General features: G+C 61.6%; 32 protein-coding genes and 1 riboswitch. Of the genes, 10 read left to right on the forward strand and 22 right to left on the reverse strand.

What is annotated here, in order from left to right:
- The first annotated feature begins 45 nt into the window (after positions 1 to 45).
- On the forward strand, positions 46 to 1,185 hold the full coding sequence (locus Q1W40_RS11415) for an anhydro-N-acetylmuramic acid kinase (protein WP_300711986.1): 1,140 nt from the start codon (positions 46 to 48) through the stop codon (positions 1,183 to 1,185).
- A 43-nt stretch (positions 1,186 to 1,228) separates the two neighbouring features.
- On the opposite strand, the gene erpA is transcribed toward Q1W40_RS11415, so the two are convergent.
- The 3 genes from erpA to rplM form a co-directional block, all read right to left on the reverse strand.
- Positions 1,229 to 1,594 carry an iron-sulfur cluster insertion protein ErpA gene (gene erpA, locus Q1W40_RS11420; protein ID WP_090137811.1) on the reverse strand — a complete coding sequence of 122 codons (366 nt, stop codon included), beginning with the start codon at positions 1,592 to 1,594 and terminating at the stop codon, positions 1,229 to 1,231.
- Positions 1,595 to 1,761: 167 nt separating this feature from the next.
- Entirely contained in the window at positions 1,762 to 2,154 is a 393-nt protein-coding gene (gene rpsI, locus Q1W40_RS11425) for a 30S ribosomal protein S9 (RefSeq protein ID WP_108324550.1), read from the reverse strand.
- An 11-nt stretch (positions 2,155 to 2,165) separates the two neighbouring features.
- The gene (rplM, locus tag Q1W40_RS11430; RefSeq protein WP_300711994.1) at positions 2,166 to 2,597 is read right to left on the reverse strand and encodes a 50S ribosomal protein L13; all 432 of its coding nucleotides are present in this window, start codon (positions 2,595 to 2,597) and stop codon (positions 2,166 to 2,168) included.
- Positions 2,598 to 2,793: 196 nt separating this feature from the next.
- Between rplM and rlmJ the strand changes: the two genes are divergently transcribed.
- The 6 genes from rlmJ to paaE all read left to right on the forward strand — a co-directional run bounded on the left by rlmJ (position 2,794) and on the right by paaE (position 7,666).
- A complete protein-coding gene (gene rlmJ / locus Q1W40_RS11435) occupies positions 2,794 to 3,684 on the forward strand; it encodes a 23S rRNA (adenine(2030)-N(6))-methyltransferase RlmJ (RefSeq protein WP_300711996.1) in 891 nt (296 codons plus the stop codon).
- Positions 3,685 to 3,810: 126 nt separating this feature from the next.
- Positions 3,811 to 4,839, forward strand: a complete 1,029-nt coding sequence (paaA, locus tag Q1W40_RS11440) for a 1,2-phenylacetyl-CoA epoxidase subunit PaaA (protein ID WP_300711998.1) — start codon at positions 3,811 to 3,813, stop codon at positions 4,837 to 4,839.
- Complete coding sequence (gene paaB, locus Q1W40_RS11445; protein ID WP_108324556.1) at positions 4,836 to 5,135, forward strand: 1,2-phenylacetyl-CoA epoxidase subunit PaaB; 300 nt, start codon at positions 4,836 to 4,838, stop codon at positions 5,133 to 5,135. Before paaA ends, paaB begins: the two co-directional genes overlap by 4 nt.
- 8 nt (positions 5,136 to 5,143) lie before the next feature.
- Positions 5,144 to 5,926 (forward strand): 1,2-phenylacetyl-CoA epoxidase subunit PaaC, encoded by a 783-nt coding sequence (paaC, locus tag Q1W40_RS11450; protein ID WP_300712003.1) that lies wholly within the window; start codon positions 5,144 to 5,146, stop codon positions 5,924 to 5,926.
- Between the two features lie 105 nt (positions 5,927 to 6,031).
- A complete protein-coding gene (gene paaD, locus Q1W40_RS11455; protein WP_300712005.1) occupies positions 6,032 to 6,544 on the forward strand; it encodes a 1,2-phenylacetyl-CoA epoxidase subunit PaaD in 513 nt (170 codons plus the stop codon).
- Between the two features lie 21 nt (positions 6,545 to 6,565).
- A complete protein-coding gene (gene paaE / locus Q1W40_RS11460) occupies positions 6,566 to 7,666 on the forward strand; it encodes a 1,2-phenylacetyl-CoA epoxidase subunit PaaE (protein ID WP_300712008.1) in 1,101 nt (366 codons plus the stop codon).
- A 67-nt stretch (positions 7,667 to 7,733) separates the two neighbouring features.
- Here the strand turns inward: paaE and Q1W40_RS11465 are convergent, their stop codons facing one another.
- From Q1W40_RS11465 to ahcY, 5 genes are all read right to left on the reverse strand, one after another.
- Positions 7,734 to 8,324: an OmpW family outer membrane protein gene (locus tag Q1W40_RS11465; protein WP_300712010.1), complete on the reverse strand. Its 591-nt coding sequence runs from the start codon at positions 8,322 to 8,324 to the stop codon at positions 7,734 to 7,736.
- 142 nt (positions 8,325 to 8,466) lie between these two features.
- The gene (locus tag Q1W40_RS11470) at positions 8,467 to 8,931 is read right to left on the reverse strand and encodes a septal ring lytic transglycosylase RlpA family protein (RefSeq protein ID WP_315171527.1); all 465 of its coding nucleotides are present in this window, start codon (positions 8,929 to 8,931) and stop codon (positions 8,467 to 8,469) included.
- Positions 8,928 to 9,767, reverse strand: a complete 840-nt coding sequence (metF, locus tag Q1W40_RS11475; RefSeq protein WP_300712012.1) for a methylenetetrahydrofolate reductase [NAD(P)H] — start codon at positions 9,765 to 9,767, stop codon at positions 8,928 to 8,930. The genes Q1W40_RS11470 and metF overlap by 4 nt, the downstream gene beginning before the upstream one ends.
- Before the next feature lie 18 nt (positions 9,768 to 9,785).
- Complete coding sequence (locus Q1W40_RS11480) at positions 9,786 to 10,634, reverse strand: TlyA family RNA methyltransferase (protein WP_300712014.1); 849 nt, start codon at positions 10,632 to 10,634, stop codon at positions 9,786 to 9,788.
- Between the two features lie 10 nt (positions 10,635 to 10,644).
- Positions 10,645 to 12,078: an adenosylhomocysteinase gene (ahcY, locus tag Q1W40_RS11485; protein ID WP_300712016.1), complete on the reverse strand. Its 1,434-nt coding sequence runs from the start codon at positions 12,076 to 12,078 to the stop codon at positions 10,645 to 10,647.
- Positions 12,079 to 12,158: 80 nt separating this feature from the next.
- Positions 12,159 to 12,255, reverse strand: a riboswitch (S-adenosyl-L-homocysteine riboswitch).
- 126 nt (positions 12,256 to 12,381) lie between these two features.
- On the opposite strand from ahcY, the gene Q1W40_RS11490 reads away from it, so the two are divergent.
- Positions 12,382 to 14,118, forward strand: coding sequence for a peptide chain release factor 3 (locus tag Q1W40_RS11490; protein ID WP_300712019.1), 1,737 nt, complete (start codon positions 12,382 to 12,384; stop codon positions 14,116 to 14,118).
- 67 nt (positions 14,119 to 14,185) lie between these two features.
- Here the strand turns inward: Q1W40_RS11490 and Q1W40_RS11495 are convergent, their stop codons facing one another.
- The gene (locus Q1W40_RS11495) at positions 14,186 to 14,833 is read right to left on the reverse strand and encodes an HAD family phosphatase (protein WP_300712021.1); all 648 of its coding nucleotides are present in this window, start codon (positions 14,831 to 14,833) and stop codon (positions 14,186 to 14,188) included.
- A gap of 60 nt (positions 14,834 to 14,893) precedes the next feature.
- On the opposite strand from Q1W40_RS11495, the gene Q1W40_RS11500 reads away from it, so the two are divergent.
- Positions 14,894 to 15,310, forward strand: coding sequence for a VOC family protein (locus Q1W40_RS11500; protein ID WP_300712024.1), 417 nt, complete (start codon positions 14,894 to 14,896; stop codon positions 15,308 to 15,310).
- Here the strand turns inward: Q1W40_RS11500 and Q1W40_RS11505 are convergent.
- The 9 genes from Q1W40_RS11505 to Q1W40_RS11545 form a co-directional block, all read right to left on the reverse strand.
- Positions 15,286 to 15,678, reverse strand: a complete 393-nt coding sequence (locus tag Q1W40_RS11505) for a YchJ family metal-binding protein (RefSeq protein ID WP_300712026.1) — start codon at positions 15,676 to 15,678, stop codon at positions 15,286 to 15,288. The genes Q1W40_RS11500 and Q1W40_RS11505 overlap by 25 nt on opposite strands.
- Positions 15,675 to 16,106, reverse strand: a complete 432-nt coding sequence (locus tag Q1W40_RS11510) for a rhodanese-like domain-containing protein (protein ID WP_300712028.1) — start codon at positions 16,104 to 16,106, stop codon at positions 15,675 to 15,677. The genes Q1W40_RS11505 and Q1W40_RS11510 overlap by 4 nt, the downstream gene beginning before the upstream one ends.
- A gap of 80 nt (positions 16,107 to 16,186) precedes the next feature.
- Positions 16,187 to 17,314: an acyl-CoA dehydrogenase family protein gene (locus tag Q1W40_RS11515; RefSeq protein WP_300712030.1), complete on the reverse strand. Its 1,128-nt coding sequence runs from the start codon at positions 17,312 to 17,314 to the stop codon at positions 16,187 to 16,189.
- Positions 17,315 to 17,334: 20 nt separating this feature from the next.
- Positions 17,335 to 18,012 (reverse strand): SDR family oxidoreductase, encoded by a 678-nt coding sequence (locus Q1W40_RS11520; protein ID WP_300712032.1) that lies wholly within the window; start codon positions 18,010 to 18,012, stop codon positions 17,335 to 17,337.
- Between the two features lie 94 nt (positions 18,013 to 18,106).
- The gene (locus tag Q1W40_RS11525) at positions 18,107 to 19,288 is read right to left on the reverse strand and encodes an acetyl-CoA C-acyltransferase (RefSeq protein WP_300712034.1); all 1,182 of its coding nucleotides are present in this window, start codon (positions 19,286 to 19,288) and stop codon (positions 18,107 to 18,109) included.
- Between the two features lie 44 nt (positions 19,289 to 19,332).
- Positions 19,333 to 20,001 (reverse strand): carbonate dehydratase, encoded by a 669-nt coding sequence (can, locus tag Q1W40_RS11530; protein WP_300712036.1) that lies wholly within the window; start codon positions 19,999 to 20,001, stop codon positions 19,333 to 19,335.
- A gap of 29 nt (positions 20,002 to 20,030) precedes the next feature.
- Complete coding sequence (locus tag Q1W40_RS11535) at positions 20,031 to 21,212, reverse strand: isovaleryl-CoA dehydrogenase (protein WP_300712038.1); 1,182 nt, start codon at positions 21,210 to 21,212, stop codon at positions 20,031 to 20,033.
- A 41-nt stretch (positions 21,213 to 21,253) separates the two neighbouring features.
- Positions 21,254 to 21,688: a PaaI family thioesterase gene (locus Q1W40_RS11540; RefSeq protein ID WP_300712040.1), complete on the reverse strand. Its 435-nt coding sequence runs from the start codon at positions 21,686 to 21,688 to the stop codon at positions 21,254 to 21,256.
- A 68-nt stretch (positions 21,689 to 21,756) separates the two neighbouring features.
- A complete protein-coding gene (locus Q1W40_RS11545; RefSeq protein WP_300712042.1) occupies positions 21,757 to 22,161 on the reverse strand; it encodes a MerR family DNA-binding transcriptional regulator in 405 nt (134 codons plus the stop codon).
- Positions 22,162 to 22,281: 120 nt separating this feature from the next.
- On the opposite strand from Q1W40_RS11545, the gene Q1W40_RS11550 reads away from it, so the two are divergent.
- A complete protein-coding gene (locus Q1W40_RS11550) occupies positions 22,282 to 23,370 on the forward strand; it encodes an MBL fold metallo-hydrolase (protein WP_300712044.1) in 1,089 nt (362 codons plus the stop codon).
- Here Q1W40_RS11550 and Q1W40_RS11555 read toward each other — a convergent pair.
- The 4 genes from Q1W40_RS11555 to Q1W40_RS11570 all read right to left on the reverse strand — a co-directional run.
- Positions 23,361 to 24,275: a SprT family zinc-dependent metalloprotease gene (locus Q1W40_RS11555; RefSeq protein WP_300712046.1), complete on the reverse strand. Its 915-nt coding sequence runs from the start codon at positions 24,273 to 24,275 to the stop codon at positions 23,361 to 23,363. The two genes, Q1W40_RS11550 and Q1W40_RS11555, sit on opposite strands and share 10 nt — an antisense overlap.
- Positions 24,276 to 24,293: 18 nt before the next feature.
- Entirely contained in the window at positions 24,294 to 25,037 is a 744-nt protein-coding gene (locus tag Q1W40_RS11560; protein WP_300712048.1) for a lysophospholipid acyltransferase family protein, read from the reverse strand.
- An 11-nt stretch (positions 25,038 to 25,048) separates the two neighbouring features.
- Positions 25,049 to 25,624, reverse strand: a complete 576-nt coding sequence (gene gmhB, locus Q1W40_RS11565; protein WP_300712050.1) for a D-glycero-beta-D-manno-heptose 1,7-bisphosphate 7-phosphatase — start codon at positions 25,622 to 25,624, stop codon at positions 25,049 to 25,051.
- Between the two features lie 13 nt (positions 25,625 to 25,637).
- Positions 25,638 to 26,360, reverse strand: a 723-nt coding sequence (locus Q1W40_RS11570) for a glycine--tRNA ligase subunit beta (protein WP_300712053.1), incomplete at its 5' end; no start/stop codon positions are given.

A 26,360-nucleotide genomic window follows, 5' to 3' on the forward strand; every position in this document is an offset into this window, starting at 1 on the left:
GCATCATCATGGTTCTTGTTGCCGCTCTTTTCTGACACGCTCTCCATGCCCTCCCGTCTCTACATTGGCCTGATGTCAGGCACATCCCTGGACGGCGTCGATGGCGTGCTGGCCCGCATCCATGAAAACGGTCAGATGAAGGTCGAAGGCCATGCTTTCCGCCCTTTTGATGCCCCCTTTCGCGAAACCTTACTGGCACTGAACCAAAGCGGCCCCGACGAACTGCACCGAGCTGCTTTGGCTGGCAATCAGGTGTCACGGCATTACGCTCAGGTGGTCGGTGATTTGCTGGCACAGACTTCGCTCAAGCCCCAAGACATCACCGCGGTCGGCGCTCACGGCCAAACCGTACGCCATCGGCCACTGGAGTTTGATGGCGACCTTGCCGCACAGCAAGCGGCGGTGGGTTACACGATCCAGCTGATCAATGCCGCTTTGCTGGCCGAACTGACCGACATCGATGTGGTGGCGGATTTTCGCAACCGCGATCTGGCCGCTGGCGGCCAGGGTGCACCGCTGGTGCCCGCGTTTCACCAAGGTGTTTTTGGCTTGCCCGGTCAATGCGTGGCGGCGATGAACATTGGCGGCATTTCCAACATCAGCGTCTTGCACGCCGATGGCTCGGTGCAAGGCTGGGACTGTGGGCCAGGCAATGCCTTGATGGATTTTTGGTGCCAGCAACACACCGGCCAAGCCTTTGATCGCGACGGCGCTTGGGCTGCAACTGGCACGGTGCATGCGGACTTGCTGCACAGCTTGCTGAGCGAAGATTTTTTAAGGCGTGTCCCACCCAAGAGCACGGGGCGTGATCTGTTCAATCCGGCGTGGCTGGAACAGCACCTGCGCGCCTTTGACAAGCTGTCTGCGGTGGATGTGCAAGCCACCTTGACCGAGTTCACGGCCTTGGCTTGTGCCATGGATGTCAGCGTGCATGCCGCCAAGGCTCAAAGGCTGATCGTGTGCGGTGGGGGTGCCTTGAATGGGCATTTGATGCGCCGACTGGCCGCGCACTTGCCGGGTGTGGACGTGGTCAGCAGCGAAGAGCGCGGTCTGCCGCCGCTGCAGGTAGAGGCTGCCGCTTTTGCCTGGTTGGCCTTCAAGGCTTTGCGCCGCGAAACCGCCAGTCTGAAAAGCGTCACGGGCGCCAGAGGCGCCCGTGTGTTGGGGGCGCTGTATCCACGCTGACCCCCAGTAATGTGTGTGGCGAGTCGTGCTCGCCTGCTTGCTATCAGGTCGAAAAAGAAGAACCGCAGCCGCAAGTGGATGTGGCGTTCGGATTCTTGATGACAAACTGCGCGCCCTGCAGGTCTTCTTTGTAGTCGATCTCTGCGCCGATCAGGTATTGGTAGCTCATGGCGTCAATCAACAGCGACACGCCATTTTTGCTCATGGTGGTGTCGTCTTCGTTGGTGATTTCATCAAAGGTGAAGCCGTACTGAAAGCCCGAACAGCCGCCACCCTGGACGAACACGCGCAGTTTCAGATCCGGGTTGCCCTCTTCCGCGATCAGGTCGGCCACTTTGGCGGCAGCGCTGTCGGTGAAGACAATCGGTGCGGGCATTTCGGTCTGGATGTTTTCTGCAACTGCGCTCATGGTTTTTCTCCGGGATCAATGGTGAATAGTATAGCGCCGCAGTAGGTTATTCCCGTTCACCCAAGCCATTAACGCTACTGGCGTTGGGGGTATGCGGCAGCTGACGGCCCCATGAAAAAAGCCGCAGCGGCGAACCGTTGCGGCTTTTGGCAAAACAAGAAAGCGGATTAACGCTTCGAGAATTGCTTGCGGCGACGAGCAGAGTGCAAGCCGACCTTTTTACGTTCGACTTCACGGGCGTCGCGAGTGACGAAACCAGCTTGGCTCAGCATAGGCTTGAGCGTTGCGTCGTAGTCAATCAGGGCGCGGGTGATGCCGTGGCGCGATGCGCCGGCTTGACCGGATTCGCCACCGCCGTGCACGTTGATCATGATGTCGAAAGTTTCGGCATGGTTGGTCAACATGAGGGGTTGCTTGGCGATCATGATCGAAGTCTCGCGGCCGAAGTAGGCTTGGATGTCCTTGCCATTGACCGTGATCTTGCCAGTGCCTTTTTTCAGAAACACGCGGGCGACGCTGGATTTGCGACGGCCTGTGCCATTGTTCCATTCACCAATCATCTCAAGGCTCCTTAGATGTCCAGCACTTTAGGCTGTTGGGCGGTGTGTGGGTGCTCTGCGCCGCCATACACCTTGAGTTTCTTGATCATGGCGTAACCGAGTGGGCCCTTGGGCAGCATGCCCTTGACAGCCTTCTCGAGTGCGCGGCCAGGGTGCTTGGCTTGCATGTCGCGGAAGTTGGTTGCAGTGATACCGCCGGGATAGCCCGAGTGACGGTAATACACTTTGTCGAGGCTCTTGGTGCCAGTCACTTTGAGCTGGGCAGCATTGATGATGACGATGAAGTCACCGGTGTCGACGTGAGGCGTGTAAATGGCCTTGTGTTTGCCGCGCAAACGGAGAGCAACTTCGCTGGCTACTCGTCCGAGGACCTTGTCGGTCGCGTCAATCACAAACCACTCGTGCACGACCTCAGCGGGTTTGGCGCTGAAAGTTGTTGTCATGAGTTTTCTCTTTGAAGAAAGGTTTGTCGGGTCCTTTTCCACGGTCGGTGCTCCTCTGTTGGGAGCCTCTTAGGTGGGAATTTGCCAATGCCTTGCGGCGGTTGGCGTCTTCGCCGCGGAACCACTGAATCGCTGCGAAGCCTTCTATTATACGAAAAATCAAGGACTTGCAGAAGTTATTGGTTACCATCGACGCATGTTCAGTTACCGACACGCTTTTCACGCGGGCAACCATGCCGATGTGCTCAAACACATCACCTTGCTCGCCACCATGCGCCACCTCATGCAAAAAGAGGCTGGCATCACCTTGATCGACACCCATTCGGGCGCGGGCCTGTACCGCCTGGACGGCGATTACTCCCAAAAAGGCGCCGAGGCCCAGGACGGCTTGTTCAAACTGTTGGGCGCGCTGGAAAAACTGGACAGCATTCCGGAGCCCATCGAGGACTATCTGGAACAAATTGCGAGCTTCAACGCCAATGGCGAGGCGCGGATCTACCCCGGCTCGCCCTTTTTGATGCAGCGCCTGATGCGCCACGCCTCGCGAGACCGCCTGCGCCTGTTCGAGCTGCACCCCACCGACAGCCGTGCCCTGATGTCCAACATCGCCCAGCTGGAGGCGGGGCGCACCGTCACCGTGAGCCGCGAAGATGGCTTTGAAGCCCTCAAAAAGCTGCTGCCACCACCCGCATCGGCCACGGGTTCCAAACGCGCCATGGTCTTGATCGACCCCAGCTACGAAATCAAGTCCGATTACGTCAAAGTGGCCAACGTCATTCAGGAATACCTCAAACGTTTCTCCACCGGCACCTATCTGGTCTGGTACCCGATCATCCCTCGCCCCGAAGCACACGAGCTGCCCCGCCGCTTGCGAACGCTGGCCAACCAGGCGCAAAAGCCATGGCTCAACGCCACCTTGGCCATTGGCCGTGGCCCTGGCGACGTCGGCGGCCTAGTGGCCAGTGGCATGTTCGTGATCAACCCGCCCTTCACCCTGAAGGACCAGATCCGCAAGGCGCTGGACGTGGTGGGCCCCGCACTGGCGCGTGGCACGGGCAAGGAATGGAAAGTCGAATCCTCGTCTTGAGGCTCGCCCCGGCTCAGGGAAAGTCCTGAGCACAAGGGCTTTAATTAACCGACCGATCGGTCGGTTAATTGCTATACTCGCTTCTGCGCCACGATCATTCCATCCTGTCAGGCGCAGGAGAAGCCCATGTACACGCAATCTTTCAGCGTATCCGACCAGGATGACGCGAAGTCAGCCGGCCTGAAGGCCGTGCCCAAACAAGCCAGCGCCAGCGAACAGGCCCTGCAGGCTCAGTTCGATGCCCGCATTGATGCCGATGGCCGCATCGAGCCCCGCGAGTGGATGCCCGAGGCCTACCGCAAGACCCTGGTACGCCAGATCAGCCAGCACGCCCACAGCGAAATCGTGGGCATGCTGCCCGAAGGCAACTGGATCAGCCGCGCCCCCAGCTTGAAGCGCAAGGCCATCCTGATCGCCAAGGTGCAAGACGAAGGCGGCCACGGCCTGTACCTGTACAGCGCCGCCGAAACCCTGGGCACCAGCCGCGACCAGATGCTCGACGCTCTGCACACCGGCAAAGCCAAGTACAGCTCCATCTTCAACTACCCCACGCTCAATTGGGCCGATGTGGGCGTGGTCGGCTGGCTGGTCGATGGTGCGGCCATCATGAACCAGATCCCGCTGTGCCGCTGCTCTTATGGCCCTTATGCCCGCGCCATGGTGCGGGTGTGCAAAGAAGAAAGCTTCCACCAGCGCCAGGGCTACGAAGCCCTGCTGGTGATGATGCAAGGCACCGCCGAGCAAAAGGCCATGGTGCAGGACGCGGTCAACCGCTGGTGGTGGAAGTGCCTGGCCATGTTCGGGCCGCCCGACGCCGACAGCCCCAACAGCGCGCAAGGCATGCGCTGGGGCATCAAGCGCATCAGCAACGACGACCTGCGCCAGAAGTTTGTAGACGCCACCGTGCCGCAAGCCAAGGTCTTGGGCGTGACCTTGCCCGACCCTGACCTGAAGTGGAACGAAGCGCGCCAGGCGCACGACTACGGCCAAATCGACTGGGACGAGTTTTGGGCCACCGTGAACGGCAACGGCCCTTGCAACAAGGAGCGCTTAGGCGCCCGCGTCAAGGCCTGGAACGATGGCGCTTGGGTGCGCGAAGCGGCTCTGGCCCACGCCAAGAAACAACAGCAACGTCAAATGAAGGAGGCCGCATGAGCGCCACACCTGCACTGAAAGAATGGCCACTGTGGGAGGTTTTTGTCCGCTCCAAGCAAGGCCTGGAGCACAAGCATTGCGGCAGCTTGCACGCATCCGATTCGGAACACGCCCTGCAAATGGCGCGCGATGTGTACACCCGCCGCCAAGAAGGTGTGAGCATCTGGGTCGTGCCCTCGGCCAGCATCTCGGCGAGCGAGCCCAATGACAAGCCCGAGTTCTTTGATCCGGCCAGCGACAAGGTGTACCGCCACCCGACTTTCTATGAAATCCCAGAAGAAGTGGGACACATGTGAGCGCCACCATGAACGCCCCTGTTGATTACCTGCTGCACCTTGCAGACAACGCGCTGATCCTAGGTCAGCGCAATGCCGAATGGTGTGGCCACGCCCCTATCCTGGAGGAAGACATCGCGCTGTCCAACAACAGCTTGGACTTGATCGGTCAGGCCCGCATGTTGTACCAACGCGCGGCCGAGCTGCATGGCGGCGGCGCCACCGAAGACACGCTGGCCTACTTCCGCGATGTGCCTGACTTCAAAAACTACACACTGTGTGAATTGCCGCACATGCCTTTGATGGCCGCCACCTCGGCAGGCGACCGCGACTTTGCGATGACCATCGTGCGCAACTTCCTCTACAGCAGCCTGATGGTGCTGGTGTGGGACCAATTGCAAACGTCCAAAGACACGCAGCTGGCAGCGATCGCCGCCAAGTCACTCAAGGAAGTGCGTTACCACTTGCGCCACTCGCGTGACTGGCTGGTGCGCATGGGCGATGGCACCGATGAATCGCATGCCAAAGCGCAAGCCGCGCTCGACCAGCTGCTGCCGTATTGCCAGGAGTTCTGGAGCCCCAGCCCGCAAGAAGCGGCAGCCCAGGCCAATGGCACCGGCATCGACATGGCTGCGCTGCAAGCCGACTGGAACCAAATCGTTGACACGGCGGTGCAAGAAGCCACGCTCAAGCGCCCAGCCACAGGCGGCTTTGTGCCCACTGGCAAACAAGGTCTGCACTCCGAGCACCTGGGTTTTGTCTTGGCCGAAATGCAAAGTCTGGCCCGCGCACACCCACAAGCCACCTGGTAAAGCCGCTCCGCCCACATGACCGAACCGACCATCAGCACCAGCGCGCTTGAACAGGGACTGGATCGCCGCGCTTCGCTCGCGATGACAGAGAATTCTCCGCTCGCGATGACGGCACTTGAACAGCGCGCTTGGGGCCTGCTCGAACACCTGAGTGACCCGGAAATTCCGGTGGTCTCTCTGCGAGAGCTCGGCATTTTGCGTGACGTGCGGGAAGGCTCCGATGGGCTGGAAGTGGTCATCACCCCGACCTACAGCGGTTGCCCCGCGATGGGCCAGATCGAAGACGATGTGAAGGCGGCATTGGCCTCAAGCGGCTTGCATGGCCGGGTCGTCACCCAACTGGCCCCCGCTTGGACGACCGATTGGATGACCGAAGCGGCACGCGAGAAGTTGCGTGCCTACGGCATCGCACCGCCCCACGCCTGCGCCAGCGAAAAATCCGGCTCGGCCAACGTGGTGCAGTTCGCGGCACGCGGCGCCAAAGCCGAGGTCGTCAACTGCCCGCAATGCGGCTCGGCCAACACCACCGAAACCTCCCATTTCGGCTCCACCGCCTGCAAGGCCCTGTACCGGTGCCTCGACTGCATGGAACCGTTCGACTACTTCAAACCTTACTGAAGCTTCTCAAGAAAGCCCGCCATGACCGCCTTGCGTTTTCATGACCTCACCGTCGCCCGAGTCACGCCCGAAGCCGCTGGCGCCGTGGCCATCACGCTGGCCGTGCCCACCGATCTGCGCAAAGCCTTTGACTTTGCACCGGGTCAGTTCCTGACCCTGCGCGCCAGCATCGATGGCGCCGACGTGCGCCGCAGCTACTCCATCAGCTCGGCCCGCAGCCAGTTGCAGCAAGGCGAACTCGAACTGGGCATCCGCCCCGTCGAAGGCGGCGTGTTCTCCAACTGGGCAGCCACCGAATTGAAAGCAGGCGACACCCTGCGCGTGATGCCGCCAGACGGCCGCTTCACCGTGCAAAAGCAGCGCGCCATCCACCGCGTGGGCTTTGCCGCAGGTTCAGGCATCACGCCCATCCTGTCCATTTTGGCGACCACGCTCGAAGAGCAGCCCGAGTCCAAATTCACCCTGGTCTACGGCAACCGCCGCATGGACAGCGTGATGTTCAACGAGGCCCTGCAAGACCTGAAGGACCGCTACCCTTCTCGCCTCACGCTGATCCACATCCTCTCGCGCCAATCGCAAGAAGTGCCTTTGCTAGAGGGCCGGATCAACGCGGACAAAGTGCGCGCCATCATCGACGCATTTTTGCCCGTGGGCAGCATGGACGAGGTTTTCATCTGTGGGCCTGAGGCCATGATCGAAGAGACCGAGAAGACCTTGCTCGATGCCGGCGTCAAGGCCGACCGCATCCGCACCGAACGCTTCACCTCGCCCACGCTCGAAGCGCTGAGCCCCGAACAAAAAGCCAAGGCCGTGCTGGGCCACAAAGCCACGCGCGACGGCGGCGAAGTGCAGCTCACCGTGGTGCTGGACGGCAAGCCCTACGACATGCCAATGAACAAGAACGAGAAGATTCTGGACATCGCGCTGGCACTCGGTCTGGATTTGCCTTACTCCTGCAAAGGCGGCGTGTGCTGCACCTGCCGCTGCAAGGTGATGGAAGGCTCCACTGAAATGGACAAGAACTTCACCCTAGAAAAGCCCGAAGTCGATCAAGGCTTCGTGCTGTCGTGCCAGGCTCGCCCCACCAGCGACCGCGTGGTGGTGAGCTTCGACGAACGCTGATTTGTATTCGGTCGCCCATGAAAAACGCCCTGCAATGCAGGGCGTTTTGCTTCAGGGGTGAACCCGATCAGAAGCGGTAGCCCACGCCTGCGCCCACGAGCAGGGGGTCGAGCTTCAACGTCCCTGCATTCACACCACCCGCGTAAACATGGGTGCGGATATAGACTTTTTTGACATCGAAGTTGATCGACCAGTTCTTGTCGAGCGGGATGTCCACGCCCACTTGCAAGGCGCCACCCCAACTGTCTTTGTCCAAAGTGGCGACACCGCCAAGCAGGTTAACTTTGCTGATGTCGGTGTAGTTGATACCGGCGCCCACATAAGGCTTGTAGCCATTCAAACCTGTGAAGTGGTACTGCATCAACAATGTTGGTGGCAGGTGTTTGAACGTGCCGATTGATGTGCCATTGCTGGACACGGTCTGCTTCTGAGGCACGGTCAAGATCAACTCGGCTGCAATGTTCGGCGTGAAGAAATAGCTCACATCCACTTCAGGGATGGTCTTGTTGTCCACCGTCAGGCCCAAGCCTGTGCTGTCTTTGTTGGTCATGTCCAGGTTCACGGCACGTGCACGCACCAGCCAAGGTGTTTCTTGCGCTTGAACCACGCCCATGCCCAATGCGGCCAAAGCGGCGATAACGATCAATTGTTTTTTCATGGTTTTTTCCTTTAACGAAGAAGCTTTTCGCCTCAAAGTCATTGGACGCCCATGGGGTGTATGCGGTCTTGCGCTGCGTCAAATCCAGAACCGACTTGCCGCCCGATCTGCATGCAGTTTGCGACAAATCAACAACGTGCATTCATCGCGCTTGTTTGTGCAATGCCGCACTGCGGTGCAAGGCCACCTGCGCTCGTCCGGCATGGCGCATACCCAAGCGTACTGCGGCGGCTTCGCTCAAGTCAATGATGAATTTGGGGGTGAAGGGGCCGCGATCATTGATGCGAACAGTCACCTCTCGCCCGTTGCTCAGGTTGACCACGCGAACACGGCTGCCCAAGGGCAGGGTCTTGTGTGCTGCGGTCAAGGCCTGGCGATCGAAACGCTCTCCACTGGCCGTGCGCCGCCCGTGCCAACGCTTGCCACCGTACCAAGTGGCCCATCCATGCTGGAGCAAGGTGGCAGACGTGTCATGCGCCAAGGCTTCGCTGACGCGGGCATCCTCGGGCTCTGAGGCCTGCGGCATTGCCGCCTCAGCAGACGGCTCGGGCACGGCTGCGACCGCGGCGCCGCACCACAACGCCAAGGCTAAAGCAAAAATTTTCAACGGCTTTTCAGCGCCGACAAAACGCTCAATGTGGCGGCGCTTTGGTTCATGGTGTAGAAGTGGATCGCGGGCACGCCACCGTTGATGAGCTGTTCGCACAGGTCCGACACCACTTCCAGACCAAAGGCTTTGATCGAATCGATGTCATCGCCATAGCCTTGCAAGCGCAAGCGGATCCAACGCGGAATTTCGGCACCACAGGCGTCCGAAAATCGCAGCAATTGCGAGGAGCTGGTGATGGGCATGATGCCCGGCACGATGGGCACATCGACCCCCAGTTTGTAGGCGTCGTCCACAAAGCGGAAATACGCATCGCTGTTGTAGAAGTATTGCGTAATGGCCGAGTTGGCACCGGCCTTGACCTTGGTGGCAAAGGCCTGCAAATCGGCTTCGGGCGATTTGGCCTGCGGGTGGATTTCGGGGTAGGCCGCCACTTCGATGTGGAAGTCGTCACCGGTCTCAGCCCGAATGAAGGCCACCAGATCGCTGGCATAGTGGAACTCGCCCCCTGCGCCATAACCGCTGGGCAAGTCGCCGCGCAAGGCCACCAGGCGTTTGACGCCCATGGCTTTGAGCGTGGCCAGCTCTTCGCGCACCGAAGCCTTGGTGGCGCCAATGCACGAGAAGTGCGAAGCGGCTGCAACGCCCTCGTTCAGGATGGCGCTCACGGTGGAAAAGGTGCCCTCTTGTGTGGAGCCCCCAGCGCCATAGGTCACCGAGCAAAACTCGGGCTTCAAGCCATACAGCGCTTGACGCACGCCTCGGAGCTTCTCAGCACCTTCTGGCGTTTTGGGTGGAAAAAATTCCAGACTGATGGGCAGCTTCAAACCAGACATCACAACACCTTCAAAAATTCAATAGTCGTTGGCCTTGGCATAAGCCTTGGCGGCAAGATCGGCCTCGTGGGCCACGCGTGTGGCCTCGCGTGCGGGCAACACCGCAGCGGGGTCAGGCCAGCAGGCCTGCACAAAAAATTCGCGGTTACCGTCACCGCCCTCAATTGGGCTGGCCAGCCATGCCGTCACCTGCATGCCCAGCTCGGTCAAGGCCGTGCGCACACGGTTTTCGATGAAGGGGAAATGCGTGTCGTCTTTGACGATGCCGCCCTTGCCCACCTGGCCAGGCTGCAATTCAAACTGGGGTTTCACCAGCATCAGCAACTGTCCCGTGGGCTTGAGCAAATGCACCACACCGGGCAACACCAGCGTGAGTGAGATGAAAGACACATCGCCCACCATCAGGTCAAAGCCTTCCAGTGCGTCCGGGATGCGCTCGTCACCGGGCTCCAGTTCACGGGCGTTGACGCCCTCGATGCAAATCACCCGCTCGTCTTCGCGAATGCGCGGGTGCACCTGGGCATGGCCCACATCGATGCCAACCACCTCAGCTGCGCCATGCTGCAGCAAGCAGTCGGTGAAACCGCCGGTGCTCTGGCCCACGTCCAAACAACGCAAGCCGTCCACCTGCACGCCCGTGGCCTTCAAGGCCCCTTCGAGCTTCAAGCCACCCCGCGAGACATAACGCGACTCGGCGTCGTCGAGCAGCTGCAAAGCAGCGCTCTCGGGCACTTCGTCGCGGTTTTTCACCACCGCACGCCAACTCCCGTCGGGCAGCTGCCACTGCACGCCCCCGGCGATCAGGCGCTGGGCCTGGGAACGGGAAGCGGCCAGGCCGCGTTCGACAAGAAGTTGATCAATGCGCATGCGGTGAATTTCAGTAACGGTAGGTATTGGCCTTGTAAGGACCGTTCTTGGACACGCCGATGTAGGCGGCCTGCTCGTCGCTCAACTCGGTCAGCATGGCGCCGACTTTCTTCAGGTGCAGGCGGGCCACTTTTTCATCGAGGTGCTTGGGCAGCACGTAAACCTTGCCGGACTCGTACTGGTCTTGCTTGGTGAACAGCTCGATCTGGGCGATGGTCTGGTTGGCAAACGAGGAGGACATCACAAAGCTGGGGTGGCCGGTGGCGCAACCCAGGTTCACCAGGCGGCCTTTGGCCAGCAGGGTGATCTTCTTGCCATCGGGGAAGATGACGTGGTCGACCTGGGGCTTGATCTCGTCCCACTGGCACTTTTCCAACGAAGCGACGTCGATTTCGTTGTCGAAGTGACCGATGTTGCAAACGATGGCTTCGTCTTTCATGGCGGCCATGTGCTCGTAGCGGATCACGTTCTTGTTGCCGGTGGCCGACACGAAGATGTCGCACTTGTCAGCAGCGTATTCCATGGTCACGACTTTGTAGCCTTCCATCGCGGCTTGCAGGGCGTTGATCGGGTCGATCTCGGTCACCCAGACTTGGGCGCTCAAAGCGCGCAGGGCTTGGGCCGAGCCCTTGCCCACGTCGCCGTAACCGGCCACGCAAGCCACTTTGCCAGCAATCATCACGTCAGTCGCGCGCTTGATCGAATCGACCAAAGATTCGCGGCAGCCATACAGGTTGTCAAACTTGCTCTTGGTCACCGAGTCGTTCACGTTGATGGCGCGGAACATCAAGCTGCCCTTGGCGGCCATCTCGTTCAGGCGCAGCACGCCAGTGGTGGTCTCTTCGGTCACGCCGATGATGTGCGCACCCTTGCGGCTGTACCAGGTCGGGTCCACGGCCAGCTTGGCTTTGATGGCGTTGAACAGGCAAGTCTCTTCTTCGCTGGTGGGGTTGGCAATCAAGGAAGCGTCGGTTTCGGCGCGCTTGCCCAGGTGCATCAACAGCGTGGCATCGCCGCCGTCGTCCAGGATCATGTTGGGGCCTTCGCCGGGCGTGCCCGCTGCGCCGAAGTCAAAAATGCGGTGGGTGTAATCCCAGTAGTCGGCCAGGGTTTCGCCTTTGATCGCGAACACGGGGGTGCCGGCTGCGGCAATCGCGGCGGCGGCGTGGTCTTGGGTCGAGAAAATGTTGCATGAGGCCCAGCGCACGTCAGCGCCCAAGGCTTGCAGGGTCTCGATCAGCACGGCCGTTTGAATGGTCATGTGCAGCGAACCGGTAATGCGTGCGCCCTTCAAGGGCTGGGCCTTGTTGAACTCTTCGCGGATGGCCATCAGGCCGGGCATTTCGGTCTCGGCGATTTTGATTTCTTTGCGGCCCCAATCGGCCAGGCCGATGTCGGCGATCACGCAGTCAGCGTTGATGGCGGTAGGAATACGTGCATTCATGAGAAAAGCTCCAAGCAATGTGAATGAACCACACGCGCAGGAAAAGCACTGAATGGGAAAAACAGGCTCACCACACGTCGAGTGGATGAGCGTCGTTGCTGTATGAAGGTTCCGAGCCTCACGCCCCGCTGCCGACTTTGTTCAAAGCCAGGGGACGCTGCAACGCTCCTCGGAAGCTTTCGATTATACGAAGAATGATCCCGATGTGGTGCTCAGCCCGTAAAATCAGGGGTTTTGCCAAGCATTGCAACGCTTGGCAACCTCGCGTGCGTTTTGCCGCCCGCATGAATTTCAGGACGCTTTGTGACCTACGCCAACGAGACCCGGCGCCGCCGGACTTTTGCCATCATTTCCCACCCCGACGCGGGTAAAACCACGCTGACCGAAAAGCTCTTGCTGTTTTCGGGCGCGATCCAGATCGCCGGTTCGGTCAAGGCCCGCAAGGCTTCGCGCCACGCCACGTCGGACTGGATGGAAATTGAAAAGCAGCGTGGCATCTCGGTGGCTTCGTCCGTGATGCAAATGCTCTACCGCGAGCACGTCATCAACCTGCTCGACACCCCCGGCCACAAAGACTTCTCGGAAGACACCTACCGCGTGCTGACTGCCGTGGACTCGGCGCTCATGGTCATTGACGCGGCCAACGGTGTGGAAGCACAAACCCGCCGCCTGATCGAGGTCTGCCGTCAACGCGACACGCCCATCATCACCTTCGTCAACAAGATGGACCGCGAAGTGCGCGACCCGCTCGACATTCTCGACGAAGTCGAGCGCGAGCTGGGCATGCCCTGCGTGCCCATGACCTGGCCTGTAGGCCAAGGCAAATCGTTTGGCGGCATCATCAACCTGCGCACGCAGGCCATGACGGTGTTCGAGTCGGGCAGCGAACGCCGTCCACAGGACTTTGAAACCATCCCTTTGTCTGGTCATACCGGGCTTGACCCGGTATCCATGGATCCCGGATCGGCGTCCGGGATGACAACCTCGGAGTCCGGGTTGACGACCTCGGGGTCCGGGATGGCAAGTGCCCATGGCAGTCAAAGCCTGGCTGAACGCTTTGGCGCGGACTGGCAAGCCGCCATGGACAGCATGGAGCTGGCCACCGGTGCATCGCCTGCGTTTGACGAAGCCGCCTTCTTGGCAGGAAAGCAAACGCCCGTGTTCTTCGGCTCCGGTGTGAACAACTTCGGTGTGATGGAAGTGCTCGACGCCCTGGTCGACCTGGCCCCCGCGCCCAAGCCCCGCACCAGCAATTTAATCGTGAACAAGCAGCCGGTGGTCAAAGAAATCCAACCCGAAGACAGCGCCTTCTCTGGCGTGGTGTTCAAGGTGCAAGCCAATATGGACGCCAACCACCGCGACCGCATCGCCTTTGTGCGCATGGCCTCGGGCAAATACACCCCCGGCATGAAGCTCAAGGTGCAACGCACCGGCAAAGAGCTGCGGCCCACCAGCGTGGTGACCTTCATGAGCCAACGTCGCGAAGCTGTGGAAGAGGCCTTTGCGGGCGACATCATTGGCTTCACCACCCACGGTGGCGTGCAGTTGGGCGACACCATCACCGACGGCGCCAACCTGCAATTCACCGGCCTGCCCTTCTTTGCGCCCGAACTCTTCATGACCGTGATCCTGAAGAACCCGCTGCGCACCAAGCAACTGCAAACCGGCCTCGACCAATTGGGCGAAGAAGGCGCGATCCAGGTCTTCAAACCCGAAATCGGCGGCCCCATGCTGCTGGGTGCGGTCGGTCAGCTGCAGTTTGAAGTGGTGCAGCACCGCCTGAAGGCTGAATACGACTGCGACGTGCGCCTGGAAGGCTGCCAGTACACCGGTGCCCGCTGGATCACCGCCGACACCCCGGCCGAGCTGCGCGAGTTCACCAACGCCTACCCGCAGCGCATGTCGCTGGATGCGGCAGGCACGCTGGCGTATTTGTGCACCAGCCCCTACGACGTGCGCCTGGCGCAAGAGCGCTTTCCCAAGATCCACTTCCATCCCCTGCGCGAACACGCGGGCTTGGCCTTGGGTTCGGCCAACTGAGTATTCAGGTCACAGGGCTTGTGGGCCCTGCCTGCCACTTGCGCTTTGTTGAGTCGGTGTCAGACCTTCATGCCAGCCGCAAAGCGTGCATGCCAGTGAACACGCGCGCGGCCCCAGCCTGCAGCAGCGGCTCGTGCGCCGCAGGGGGTGCGGCATAGGCCCACACCGTGGCGCCAGCGGCCACACCCGCCGTGATGCCCACCGTGGTGTCTTCCACCACCAAACAGCGCGCAGGGTCGACCTGCAAATGCGCAGCAGCGGCCAGGTACACATCGGGGTGCGGCTTGCTGCGCGGCATCTCATGACCGCTGAAAATGCGGCCTTCAAAAAAGCTGTGCAAACCCACTTGCTTGAGCATCATCTCGACCTTGAAGCGGTCAGCACCAGAAGCCACCGCGATGCGGCCCTGGCAATGGTCGTGCAGATGCGCCACAGCCTCGTGCACGCCTTCGATGGCGGTGATGCTTTCTTGCAAGCGCACATTGCGGCGCTCGAAAAACTGCTGCAGCCAGGCGTCGGTGAGCGGCCGGCCTGTGTGGGCCTCGATGGTCACGCGCTGGCTTTTGACCGTGTGACCCACAAAACGCTGCATGCACTCGGCCAGCGTCATGCGCCAGCCCTGCTCCTCGAACATGTCGCGCAGCACACCGCAGGTGATGGCTTCGCTGTCCACCAGCACGCCGTCGCAGTCAAACAAAATGGCTTCAAATGTCATGCGGGGATCATAAGGGCTGCGCTTCAAGGCAAACTACGGGGCTGACTTTGCTGCCTGCCCATGACGCCCCTGCTTCGCATCCACCACGCCGCCATCATCTGCTCGGACTACGCACGGTCCAAACGTTTTTACACCGAGGTGTTGGGCCTGAGAGTGCTGGCAGAAAACTTCCGTGCAGCGCGAGATTCATGGAAGCTGGATTTGGCCTTGCCCGATGGGGGACAAGTCGAGTTGTTCTCTTTCAAGGGCGCACCTGCTCGGCCCAGTTACCCCGAAGCACAGGGTCTGCGGCATCTGGCGTTTGCAGTGACGGATGTACAAGCGTGGAAGTCACATCTGCACGCGCAAGGCATCGCGATCGAGGCCATCCGCACCGACGAATACACCGGCCAACGCTTTGTGTTTTTTGCCGACCCCGACGGGCTGCCGCTGGAGCTGTACGAAGTGCCCGCTCAGAGCACGTCGCCGTCCACATAAAACCAGCGGCCCTCTTCGCGCACAAAGCGGCTGCGCTCGTGCTGGCGAACCGCCCTGCCACCCACGCGAAAGCGGGCGACGAATTCAACCTCGGCGCTGTCCGTGCCCGTCATGCGGTGCTGTTTGATCTCCAGCCCCAGCCACTTGGCCCCGGCTTCGAGCGTCAGCTCGGCAGGGCGCTGGCTGCTGTGCCAAGTGGTCAACAGGTAAGGCACATTGCCGCGCACAAAGGCGGCGTAGCGCGAGCGCATGAGGCTTTCGGCATCGGGCGCTGGCTGTCCTGCGTGGTACAGGCCGCAGCAGGCATCCAAGCTCAGTGCTTGGCCTTTTTGGGTGGTACGGCCGCAGGGGCAAGGTGTCGCGCTCAATGGCTTTTGCGCGCAGCGCTTTCGGCTTTGTGCTGCTCCAGCGTGACCATGGGCGCGTGGGCTTTTTTCCAGGCGGCGTAACCGCCGTCGATGTGCGCCACATTGGTCATGCCCATGTCTTTCAGGGTTTTGGTGGCCAGGGCGCTGCGCCAGCCTGCGCCGCAAAACAAGATGAACTCTTTGCCCTCGTCGGCGAACACGGGCTTGAAGTAAGGCGAAGCCGGGTCCACCCAGAATTCGAGCATGCCGCGTGGCGCCAGCAAGGCGCCGGGCACGGTGCCTTCGCGCTCGAGCTCGCGCGGGTCGCGGATGTCGACGATCTGCACGTTCGCATCGGTCAGGCGCGCACGGACTTGCTCCACGCTGTAGGTCATGACCTGTGACATGGCTTCGTCAACCAGCGCCTGAAATCCTTTGGTGATGGGCATGCGGGGCTCCTCTTTTGAAAGTCAATGGTTCAATGCTTCGTCATGGCGAGCGAAGCGCGGCCATCCAGTTTCTTGGGCATTTACAAAGCGCGCTGGATGATGATCTTCTGCACGTCGCTGGTGCCTTCGTAGATCTGGCACACCCGCACGTCGCGGTAGATGCGCTCGACCGGGAAGTCGCTCACATAGCCGTAGCCGCCCAGGGTCTGGATGGCGGCAGAGCACACCTTCTCGGCCATTTCGCTGGCAAACAGTTTGGCCATGGCGGCTTCTTTGAGGCAGGGGCGTCCTGCGTCGCGCAGGCTGGCCGCGTGCCAGATCAGCTGGCGCGCCGCCTCGAGTTGCGTGGCGCACTCGGCCAGACGGAAGCCCACCGCCTGGTGGTTGAAGATGGCCGTGCCAAAACTCTCACGCTGTTTGGCGTAGTCAATCGCCACATCGAGTGCGCTGCGGGCCATGCCCAGGCTTTGCGCTGCGATGCCGATGCGACCGCCTTCCAGACCGCCCAAGGCGATGCCATAGCCTTCGCCTTCTTTGCCAATCAGGTTTTCAGCCGGTATGCGGCAGTTGTCAAAGTTGATCTGTGCGGTGTCACTGCTGTGTTGGCCGAGCTTGTCTTCGAGGCGCGCCACCACATAGCCGGGTGCGGTGGTGGGCACCAAAAAGGCGCTCATGCCTTTCTTGCCCGCGCCCTTGTCGGTGACGGCGATGACAATGGCCACATCACCATTCTTGCCACTGGTGATGAACTGCTTGACGCCGTTGATGACGTAGCCGTCGCCGTCTTTCACCGCCGTCGTGCGCAAAGAAGAAGCATCGCTGCCCACATGGGGCTCGGTCAGGCAAAACGCGCCCAGCATGTCGCCACGCGCCAGAGGTTCGAGCCACTGCTTCTTTTGCTGCGCGTTGCCAAACTTCATCAAGATGGCGTTCACCGGGCAGTTGGTCACGCTGATCACGGTGCTGGTGCCGCCGTCACCGGCTGCGATCTCTTCGAGCACCAGCGCCAGCGTCAGATAGTCCAGGCCCGCGCCGCCCAGTTCTTCGGGCACGCAGATGCCATAGGCGCCCAACTCGGCCAAGCCCTTGTGCACGTCTTTGGGGAAGTGGTGTTTTTTGTCCCACTCGGCGGCATGGGGCCACAGCTCGCGCTGGGCAAAGTCGCGCACGGCGTCACGGATCATTTCCTGGTCGGGGGTCAGCAGCATGTCGGTCTTTCTTTATCGGTTCACCACGGCAGGGGCTGGCCGTCGTGGTTCAAAAATGCGCCCCGGTGTTTCGGGTCGCGTTGTTCAAATACTGAGCTCAATGTCTGGCGCAGGCTGGCGGCGCTTTGCTCGGGTGTGAGGGGCGCTTGTTCACCGCCCATCTCGGTCTGCACCCAGCCTGGGTGGATGGCCAGCACGGTGATGTCGGTTTGCTCAGCCTGGGTGCAGCGCACCACCATGTTGAGGGCGGCTTTGCTCACGCGGTAGAGCGCCGCGTTGCCGCTGGTGGTCTCTTGCAGGCTGCCCATGATGGAGCTGATGCAGGCGATCACGCCATGCGTTTCTTGCACCATGGGCACGATCTGCGGAATGACCTGCATCGCGCCCATCACGTTGGTGTGCATGACCGCGTCGAAGCTGTCACGGGTGGGGGGCGTGTTGGCACCGGCGCGGTCCATGGCACCGGCCACGTAAATGGCCAGCTCGATTTTCTCCCCGTCGAGCTGCCAGGCCAAGCCGGTGTTGCTAGCGGGGTTGGCCACGTCCAGGCGCAGTGTTTCTGCGCCCAGCGCCTTGAGTCGGGCCAGGCCTTCGTCAGAACGGGCAGTGGCGATCACGCGCCAGCCCTCGGCCAGGTACTGGCGTGCCAGTTCAAAGCCGATGCCTCGCGAGGCGCCGATGAGGAGGACGGTGGTCATGGTTTTGCTTTTGTAGGAGCCGCGCCCTCGCGGCGATGTGTTGTGCCGGGCTGACGCCCATCGCGACGAGGGCGTCGCTCCTACAAGGGATGCATTACACCAACTCCAGCGCCACCGCTGTGCCTTCGCCGCCGCCGATGCACAGCGTGGCCAGGCCTTTTTTGAGGCCACGGGCCTTGAGCGCGTGGATCAGTGTGACCATGATGCGGGCACCGGACGCGCCAATGGGGTGACCCAACGCGCAAGCGCCGCCGTTGACGTTGACCTTGTCGTGCGGCACGTTCAGCTCTTTCATGAGCGCCATGGGCACCACGGCAAAGGCTTCGTTGACTTCCCACAGGTCCACGTCTTCGACTTTCCAGCCGGCTTTGGTCAGGGCTTTTTGCGTCGCACCCACCGGGGCGGTGGCGAACCATTCAGGTTCTTGGGCGTGTGTGGCATGGCTGACGATGCGGGCCAGCGGTTTGCAACCCAATTTGGCGGCGGTGCTCTCGCGCATCAACACCATCGCGGCCGCGCCGTCGTTGATGGACGAGCTGCTGGCGGCGGTGATGGTGCCGTCTTTCTTGAAGGCAGGCTTCAAGCTGGTGATCTTGTCGAGCTTGACTTTGCCGGGACCTTCGTCGATGGACACCACGCGTTCGCCGCTGCGGTCTTTGACTGTGACGGGCGTGATCTCGGTGGCGAAGGCACCCGACTCGGTGGCGGCCTTGGCGCGCTGCACGCTGGTGGTGGCAAAGTGGTCTTGCTCGGCGCGGGTGAAGCTGTATTTGGCGGCGCAATCTTCGCCAAAGGTGCCCATGCTGCGGCCGGGCTCGTAAGCGTCTTCCAGGCCGTCGAGCATCATGTGGTCAAAAATGCGGTCGTGGCCCATGCGGTAGCCGCTGCGGCCCTTGAGCATGAGGTAAGGCGCGTTGGTCATGCTCTCCATGCCACCGGCCACCAGCACGTCGTGCGTGCCTGCGACCAACATGTCGTGCGCGAACATGGCCGCACGCATGCCCGAGCCGCACATTTTGGACAAGGTCACGGCACCAGCGCTCTTGGGCAAGCCGCCCTTGAAAGCCGCTTGGCGTGCGGGCGCTTGGCCTTGGCCAGCCATCAGGCAGTTGCCAAACAGCACTTCGGTGACCAGCTCAGGGCTGATGCCGGCGCGCTCCACAGCGGCCTTGATGGCAGCGCCACCCAGGTCGTGCGCAGACAGGCTGGCGAAATCACTTTGAAAGCTGCCCATGGGGGTGCGGGCAGCGCTGACGATGACGATGGGGTCGGACATGGTTTTCTCCAATCAGTAAAAAATCGCCACGCCACCCCACAGGGTCACGCGGCCGGAAGCATGCCACCACGGGGGTAGCGTTTGAAAGCGTTGCGGAACACATCGACCACTTCACCGGCGTGGCTCATGCTCACGCCGAGGTCTTTGACCAGGCCGTTGTCCAGGCCATAAATCCAGCCGTGCACGGTGACCTTTTGGCCGCGGCTCCAGGCGTCTTGCATGACGTTGGAGAGCGCGACGTTGCCCACTTGCTCAATGACGTTCATCTCGCACAGGGCGGTTTCGAGTTCGGCTTGCGCGAGATGGTTCAGGCGCTGGCGATGGCGCAAATGCACGTCCTGCACATGGCGCAGCCAATTGTCGGCCAGCCCCACGCGCATGCCCCGTGCGGCAGCCAACACACCGCCGCAGCCGTAGTGGCCCACCACCATGATGTGTTCGACCTTGAGCGCATCGACCGCGTACTGGATGACCGACAAGGCATTCAGGTCAGAGTGCACCACCAGATTGGCCACGTTGCGGTGCACGAAGACCTCGCCCGGGTCGAGGCCGGTGATCTGGTTGGCGGGCACGCGGCTGTCGGAACAGCCGATCCACAAATACTTGGGGTTTTGCTGGCTGGCCAGACGCGAGAAATACGCGGGGTCCTGCCGGACCATGCTTTGCGCCCAGGTCCGGTTGTTCTCAAAAAGGTGTTGTAGTGAGGTGCTCATGCGTCAATTGTCGCAGTGCAACAAAAACCTCAGCAGGTTTCGGAGAACAGTTCGCGGCCGATCAGCATGCGGCGAATCTCCGAGGTGCCCGCACCGATTTCGTACAGCTTGGCATCGCGCCACAAACGGCCCAGCGGGTATTCGTTGATATAGCCGTTGCCGCCGAAGATCTGCACGCCCTCACCGGCCATCCAGGTGGCTTTTTCAGCGGTCCACAAAATGACGCTGGCGCAGTCCTTGCGCACTTGGCGCACATGCTCGGTGCCCAGCAAGTCGAGGTTCTTGGCCACGGTGTAGGCAAAACTGCGCCCGGCCTGCAGCACGGTGTACATGTCGGCCACCTTGCCCTGGATCAGCTGGAACTCGCCGATGCTCTGGCCGAACTGCTTGCGGTCGTGGATGTAGGGGATCACGTTGTCCATGACGGCCTGCATGATGCCCAGCGGGCCGCCAGTCAGCACCGCGCGTTCGTAATCCAGGCCACTCATCAGCACCTTGGCGCCATTGTTCAGGCCACCCAGAATGTTCTCGGCGGGCACTTCCACGTTCTCGAACACCAGCTCGCCCGTGTGGCTGCCGCGCATGCCCAGCTTGTCGAGCTTTTGCGCGATGCTGAAACCCTTCATGCCCTTTTCGATCAAAAAGGCCGTGACGCCGCGCGCGCCCAGCTCGGGCTCGCTCTTGGCATAGACCACCAGGGTGTCGGCATCCGGGCCGTTGGTGATCCACATCTTGTAGCCGTTGAGCAGGTAGTAACCGCCTTTGTCTTCGGCCTTGAGCTTCATGCTCAGCACGTCCGAACCCGCACCGGGCTCGGACATGGCCAACGCACCGACGTGCTCGCCGCTGATCAGCTTGGGCAGGTATTTGGCGCGCTGGGCTTCGTTGCCGTTGCGCTTGATCTGGTTGACGCACAGGTTGGAGTGCGCGCCATAACTCAGGCCCACAGAGGCGCTGGCACGGGAGATTTCTTCCATGGCGATCATGTGCGCCAGATAGCCCATGTTGGCGCCGCCGTATTCCTCGCCCACGGTGATGCCCAGCACGCCCAGGTCGCCCATCTTGCGCCACAGGTCCATCGGGAACTGGTCGTTCTTGTCGATCTCGGCCGCGCGGGGGGCGATCTCGGCTTGGGCAAAGTCACGCACCGCGTCGCGCAGGGCGTCGATGTCTTCACCGAGTTGGAAATTCAGGCCGGGCAAATTGTTCATCAGGTTCTCCGAAGGTCTTGGACAAACGCGCGCAAGGCGCGTCAATAAGTTCGCGGCACTGGGGCCAGGGTTTGTTGCATCACCGCGCAAGGCGAGCTTTTGCCGTTGGCGTCGATGTGCACCACCTCGGCGGTGGTTACCACCACACGGCGACCGGCCTTGACCACCTTGCCGGTGGCGCGGATCTCGCCGCCTTGGTAGCTGCTGAGGAAATTGATCTTGTATTCGACGGTGACGACTTCCATGCCCTCGGGCACCACGGTCAGGGCGGCATAACCGCCTGCGATGTCGGCCAGGGCGCCGATGGCACCGCCGTGAAAACCGCCTTGCTGCTGTGTGGTCTTGTCGCCATAGGGCAGCGCCAACTCAACCTGGCCTTCGCTCACCGACAGCAAGCGCACGCCCAAGTGCTGCATCATGCCCTGGCGGGCCAGGCTGCGGGCAACACGTTCATGGGCTGGGGTGGGGGTGGTCACGGCGGATGTCTGCAAGAAAGAAGAAGCCATCACTCTAATTGACGTTTACGTAAACGTCAATCAGGGTTTTACCCGCCTGAGGTGGCTTTGGAGGCCTTGGTCAGCAGGGTTTTGGTTTCTTTTTCGTGGGTTTTGACCTCGTCCAGCGTGGCCTCCAGATCAGCCAGCTGCGATTCGAGCTGCTGGCGGTGCTCGGCCAGCACCACCAAAAACTTTTTCAGCTGCGGCACCGTGTCGCGCGGGCTGTCGTACATGTCGATCAGGTCTTTGGCCTCGGTCAGCGACAGGCCCAGGCGCTTGGCGCGCAATGTCAGCTTCAGGCGGGTGCGGTCACGGGCCGAATACACCCGGTTGCGCCCACCGGGCCCCGAGCGCTCGGGCTCCAGCAGCCCCATGTCTTCGTAAAAACGGATGGCGCGGGTGGTCAGGTCAAATTCCTGCGCAAGGTCGCTGATCGTGTAGGTGCTGGCCATGGGGTACTCCGTCTTTGCGCACTGGGGACAGGCCCTTGACGGCCCCCCCCCTAGAATGCTTTTGATGCTTGACGTTACGTAACGTCAATTGAGCGAATGCTAACCCAAACGACTGCCCGCATGTCCAATTCCGCACAAGCCACTCCTCTGGACTACCCCCACGCCGACCAACTCCCGGCGCCAGGCAGCGTGATGGAAGTCGCCCCCGGTGTGCTGTGGCTGCGCATGGGCCTGCCTTTTGCGCTGGACCACATCAACCTGTGGCTGTTGCGTGACCAGCTGCCCCACCCCACCCAGACCGGCGTGACGCAAGAAGGCTGGACCGTGGTGGACTGCGGCATCGACAACGAGGCGACGCGCGAAGCCTGGCTGAAAATCGAAAAAGAACACCTGCAAGGCCTGCCCATCCTGCGCGTGCTGGTCACCCACATGCACCCCGACCACATGGGCCTGGCGCATTGGCTGTGTGAGCGCTGGCAAGCCCCTTTGTGGATGAGCACCGGCGAATACCAGTCGGCCGTGATGGCCCAGTCGGGCGTGTCCAACTTCGGCGGCGAGCCGACCATGCGTTTTTATGCCGTGCATGGCTGGAACAAAACGGAAGACCTTTTGCAAATCAAGGCCCGTGTGGGCTACTACCCCAGCATGGTGCCGCAAGTGCCTCAGGCTTATGTGCGCCTGATGGCCGATGACACGGTCAGCATTGGCGGGCAACACTGGCGCTGCATCAGCGGCTTCGGTCATTCGCCCGAACACATGGCCTTGTACAACGCGCAAAGCCAGATCCTGATCAGCGGCGACATGCTGCTGCCCTCGATCTCGACCAATGTGAGCGTGTATGCGCAGGAGCCTCAGGGCAATGCCTTGCAGCTGTTCCTGGACTCGCTGACCAAAATGCAAAACCTGCCGGACAGCACCCTGGTGCTGCCCTCACACGGGCGCCCCTTCAAAGGCGCAGCACGGCGCATTGCGCAGCTGCGGGCACACCACGACGAGCGCCTGAGCGAGCTGCTGCAAGCGTGCACCGCTCAAGCCCTGTCGGCGCATGAAGCGCTGCCCGTGCTGTTCAAGCGGCCCCTGAACGTGCACCAGACCACCTTTGCCATGGGCGAGTCGGTGGCCCACCTGCACATGCTGTGGCTGGGCGGGCAATTGCGGCGCGAGCTGGGCGCCGACGGCATCTACCGCTTCAGCCGCACTCAGTCCTGAGCCAGGCCCATGGGCGCTTGCTTGAGGGCTTTGCGGCGCTGCGCGTAATCGGGCATGACCTCGCCCACCGTCTCCCAAAAGCGGGGGCTGTGGTTCATCTCGCGCAGGTGCGCCAACTCGTGCACCACCACATAGTCGATCTGGCTGACCGGCAAATGGATCAGCCGCCAGTTCAGCCGAATGTGCCCATCGCTGCGCGCACTGCCCCAGCGGGTGTTGGCACTCGACAGGCTGAGCTTGCTCCAGCGCACGCCCAGCAAGGGCGCAAAGTGCTGCAGACGCTGCTCAAACAAGTTGCGGGCCTGCTTCTTGAGCCAGGCTTCGGCCACCTCGCGCACCTGTGTGGTGGAAGCACCCGGCGGCACGCTGACGGGCAAACGCTGCACATCGGGTGAGCCCTCGTGCAGCGGCGTGCCGCGCTCGAGGACACACAGCTGCACCGTGCCGCCCAAAAAGGGCACGTGCGCACCATGCGTCCACTCGATGGCTTGCTGAAACTGTTCGGTCTGGCGCTGCTTGAATTGCTGCAACTTGGCCACGATCCAGGCGCCTTTTTCCTGCACGGCGGCATCCACCTCACGCAAGGTGACCCAGCTGGGCGCACGCACCACCAGCCCTTCGGCCCCCACCAGAAAACCGATGCTGCGCCGGCGTGAGCGCTCGAACAAGAACGACACCGTCATGCCATGCAAAACCGCATGGCGGTTGGCGTTGGGGTGGGTAAAGCCCGTGGTCTCAGGCGTGGGCAAAACGCGCAGCGGGGGCGCGCCCGTGGGGGGCGATGCTGGCGGCGGCTCAGAAGACGGCAGTACTGGCGCCACGGCCGGAGCCACGGCCGGGGCAGTGGGCACCACAGGGTCACCGCCGGTGAAAAAATCCAGCACAAACTGCAAAGGCGCGCGCATGCTTCGCCCAGCTCCGGCTCAGGGTTTGGCCGGGTAGGCCTCGGGATCGAGGCGGTGCATTTCGGCTTCGATCCAGTTTTCAACTTCGAGCATCAGCTCTTCGGCACTGCGGCCCACGCTGGGAATGGCTTGGCCAATCGAGATGTCCACCACGCCTGGCTTCTTGATGAAGGCCTTGGTTGGCCAGCAACGAGCCGAGGTCACCGCGATCGGGATCACGGGCACACCAGCGGCAATGGCCAATCGCGTGCCCCCGGTTTTGTACTCGCCTTTTTGGCCCCGCGGGATGCGCGTGCCTTCGGGGAACATGATGACCCACACGCCTTCTTGCATGAGGCGGCGACCTTGTTGCACCACCTTGGCAAAAGCGCGTGCACGCTGGCTGCGGTCGATGTGGATCATGTCCAGACGGCCCATGGCCCAACCAAAAAATGGCACGCTTAGCAGCTCTTTCTTGAACACATAGGCCAGCGGGTGCGGCATGATCGCGGGCATCACAAAGGTCTCCCAAGTCGACTGGTGTTTGACCAGCAAGACCGCCGGGTCTTTCGCGCCCTGGGGCAAGTTCTCCATGCCCTGGATGCGGTTTTGGATGCCCAAAATCACCGTGCCCGCATTGACCGACAGGCGCAGCCAAGCCGCGCAGATCCAGTACAGACGGGTGCTGCTGATGAAGTAGGAAACCACCACCACAAACAGCGCCCAGGGGATGACCGTGATGGCCATCCAGAGCATGTGGAGCACGGCGCGGATGAAGTTCATGGGGTGTGGGCTCAGTTCGAGGACAAAGAGGTTTCACCCAAAAGGTGATCAACAAACGCCGACAGGTTGGCGTGCACCTGCGTTTGCGCCGGGAAGGTCGCGGGCAGGGCTTGGCCCTGCACGTCGGGGTGCCGACCGGTCAGCACCAGGTGCGGCGCGCAGCCTGCGGCGTGCGCGGCCTGCATGTCGCGCAGGCTGTCGCCCACATAGGGCACGCCATGCAGGTCGATGCCGTAGCGCTCCTGGATCTGGTGCAACAAACCCGGCGCGGGCTTGCGGCAGGTGCAGCCTTCATCGGGCGCATGGGGGCAATAAAAAATCGCATCGATGCGGCCACCGGCAGCGGCCACCATCTTGACCATGTGGCTGTGCACCGCATTGAGCGCGGCCATGTCAAACAGACCACGGCCCAGACCCGACTGGTTGGTCGCGAGCACCACATGAAACCCGGCATGGTTGAGTCGGCTGATCGCCTCCAGCGAACCGGGCAGCGGATGCCACTCGTCGGGCGACTTGACGAACTCGTCACTGGCCCGGTTGATGGTGCCATCGCGGTCCAGGATGACGAGTTTCAAGTGGGTGTTCATGGCTGTGAGCGCTTCAGGCCGCCAGGCGCGACAAGTCGGCCACGCGGTTCATCGCCACATGCAGGCTCTTGAGCAGGCCCTGGCGGTTCAGGCGCAGGTCCATCTCTTCGGCGTTGACCATCACATCGTCAAAGAAGGCGTCCACCGGCGCGCGCAAGGCGGCCAGGGTTTGCAGGCTCGCAGTGTAGTCACCGGCCTTGAACTGCGCTTCGGATTCGGGCAACAGCTTTTGCATCACGGCGTGCAGGTTCTTCTCGGCCTCTTCCTGCAGCAGCGCGGGGTTGACGTGGGCATCCACCTCACCGGCCTTTTTCAAGATGTTGCCGATGCGCTTGTTGGCGGCGGCCAGAGCCGGGCTTTCGGGCAAGGCGGCGAAGGCGCGCACGGCCGACAGGAACTGGCTGACCTGACCCAGACGGGCGGGACGCAAAGCCATGACGGCATCCACCTCTTGCGCGCTGAAGCCTTGCTCACGCAGGCTGCCGGCCAGGCGGTCGTAGATGAAATCGATCAAGGCGTCTGCGCTGCCCGTGATCTTGTCGCCAAACACCGGCGCAGACAGGGCCAGCAATTCGGGCAGGCCCAGGGCGACGTCTTTTTCGATCAGCATGCGGATCACGCCCAGCGCGTGGCGACGCAAAGCGAAAGGGTCCTTGTCGCCGGTGGGCACATTGCCGATGCCGAACATGCCGACCAGGGTTTCGAGCTTGTCGGCCAGCGCCACCACCAGGCCCAC

The sequence above is a fragment of the Limnohabitans sp. genome, assembly GCF_030158565.1.
Taxonomy (GTDB): domain Bacteria; phylum Pseudomonadota; class Gammaproteobacteria; order Burkholderiales; family Burkholderiaceae_C; genus Limnohabitans_A.